General features: G+C 62.3%; 3 protein-coding genes. All 3 read left to right on the top strand.

From position 1 onward, the window contains the following. The first annotated feature begins 64 nt into the window (after nt 1-64). The 3 genes from EN935_RS31830 to EN935_RS31820 all read left to right on the top strand — a co-directional run bounded on the left by EN935_RS31830 (nt 65) and on the right by EN935_RS31820 (nt 2,299). Nucleotides 65-892: a flagellar hook-length control protein FliK gene (locus EN935_RS31830; protein WP_245489102.1), complete on the top strand. Its 828-nt coding sequence runs from the start codon at nt 65-67 to the stop codon at nt 890-892. Continuing rightward, nucleotides 822-1,409, top strand: a complete 588-nt coding sequence (locus tag EN935_RS31825; protein WP_164757750.1) for a transglycosylase SLT domain-containing protein — start codon at nt 822-824, stop codon at nt 1,407-1,409. Before EN935_RS31830 ends, EN935_RS31825 begins: the two co-directional genes overlap by 71 nt. Nucleotides 1,410-1,630: 221 nt before the next feature. Beyond that, entirely contained in the window at nt 1,631-2,299 is a 669-nt protein-coding gene (locus tag EN935_RS31820; RefSeq protein WP_013529780.1) for a response regulator transcription factor, read from the top strand. Nucleotides 2,300-2,302 lie beyond the last annotated feature (3 nt).

The raw sequence follows: 2,302 nt of genomic DNA, 5'->3' as shown, positions 1-2,302 counted from the left end.
GACCTATCGATCAAAATCCACGGCCGGACGCGAGGCCGTCGAAACCATGTCGAAGCCGGAGCAAGTGTCGATCGTCGACGGGCCTTTGACGGAGCTTAACGCCCAGCCACCGAGCTCTGCCTCCAGCGCGCCGAAACGCGACAACACTGTGGCGGCTCTGAAGCTGCCGGACGCGCCAGCTGCCGACGTGCCCGGCGTGCAGTCGAAGCACGCCGCGTCGGCGATGAAGAGTATCGAGGATGTCCAGTCCTCGATGCGGCCCGAAGCGGGAAAACAGTCCCTGTCCGCCGCACGCATCGACGTGGTGTCCGAACAGAGCTTCCCCGCACCGCCGCAGAGTCCCATCAGCCAGGCAGCCCTCAATGTGATCAACGCCATAGCCGCCGACAGCGGCCCGCAAAAGGCGCTTTCAGCCTCATCCGCGGCCGCCCAGCTGGCCAGCCCTGTTGCCGTTCCGACACATGTGTTGAAGATCGAACTTCACCCCGCCGAACTCGGCATGGTGACGGCCCATCTTCGCCTCTCCGGAGAACAACTTTCGATTGAGCTGAAGCCCGAAACACACGACGCCTATCGTCGGCTGTCCGCCGACAGCGAGGCCATCGTCAAGTCACTGCGGGGGCTCGGCTTCGAGGTTGACAAGGTCACAATCTTGCAACCTTCGGTAGCAGTTGCCACTACAACCCGCACCGATGCAACCGCCCCCTTGCCGACGGCGTCAGGCCGCGACCCGTCATCCTTTCAACCGGGGAATTCGGGCGGCGGCAACGGCGGAGCCGGCGGGCAGCAACCGGGTCAGCAATCCGCAGGGAACCGCAACGATGACGCGCAGGACTACGGCCGCGGCACTTCGCCTTCTCGCGAGCGCGCTGGCGGCGATATCTTTATCTAGCGCGGCAAGCGCTGGCGCGACCGCGACCAACCCTTGCGAGCCGGAAATCCTGCGCGCCGCCGATCGCTATGGCGTGCCCGCCGGCATCCTCTATGCCGTTGGCTTGACCGAGACCGGCAACAAGGGCAGTCTTCAACCCAACGCCTTGAATATAGAAGGAAAAGCGGTCTTTCCGAGGAGCCGGGCCGAGGCCCTTGCCGCCTTCGCCAATGCCCGGCGCGAGGGCAAGACGCTGATCGATCTGGGCTGCATGCAGATCAACCACCACTACCACGCATCGCATTTTCGCAGCGTTGAGGACATGCTCGACCCACGCCAGAACGTCGACTACGCGGCGCGCTTCCTGGCCAGCCTCCATGCCCGCCACGAGACCTGGTCGATGGCCGTCGCCCGCTATCATGCCGGCCCCGACAACGACCCGGCGCAGAAGATCTATGTCTGCCGCGTCATTGCCAACATGGTCGCCACCGGCTTTGGAAAATGGACCGCGAACGCGCGCGGTTTCTGCAACCCATAAGCGTATTTTCCGCTTCTAATAAGCCAAGCGTGCAACCTTGATTTGTCCTTTTGACTTGGTCAGATCTTGCCGCCGAAAGCATATCTGGTTGCACGCTAATGCAACCGGTGCGATTCCAGACTCCCAAGAAACTAGCTACAAGAAATGACGGTTGTTCAGGATTCTCGCCAGCGGATACGCCTCTCTTCACGGGGCAAATGATTTGATTCGGAGGCGGGCCGATGATTGTGATCGTTGACGAGCGCGAGCTCGTAACAGAGGGATACAATTCACTTTTCGATCGTGAGGGCATCGCCTGTGCAGGCTTTGCGTCCGGCGAATTCGGTGAGTGGGTGAACTCGGCCGCCGACACCGATCTGCGCTCGGTCCGGGCCTTCCTCATCGGCGACTGCCGCGAAGGCTCCATCTCTCCCCGCCAGATCCGCGACCGCACCGGCGCTCCGGTCATTGCGCTCAGCGAACAGCACTCCCTGGAGAACACGCTGCGGTTGTTCGAGAGCGGCGTCGATGACGTCATTCGCAAGCCCGTCCATATCAGAGAGATCCTGGCCCGCATCACCGCCATCCGCCGCCGCGCCCAGGAAGACGTCGCCTACACCGAGATCGGCGCCATGCGCATCTTCATGGACGGGCGCGACCCCGAGATCGATGGTCAGCCCTTGCCCTTGCCGCGCCGCGAACGCCGCATCCTTGAATATCTGGCGAGCAATCGCGGGCGTCGCGTCACCAAGACCCAGGTTTTCAACGCCATCTACGGCATCTTCGACGAAGAGGTTGAGGAGAACGTGGTGGAAAGCCACATCAGCAAACTGCGCAAGAAGCTGCGCGAGAAGCTGGGCACCGACCCGATCGATTCCAAGCGTTTCCTCGGCTACCGGCTCGTCTTCTGATGC

The organism is Mesorhizobium sp. M7D.F.Ca.US.004.03.1.1, assembly GCF_003998635.1.
Taxonomy (GTDB): domain Bacteria; phylum Pseudomonadota; class Alphaproteobacteria; order Rhizobiales; family Rhizobiaceae; genus Mesorhizobium; species Mesorhizobium loti.
Note: the sequence above shows the minus strand (reverse complement) of the source record. Positions and strands in the feature narration are given on the sequence as shown.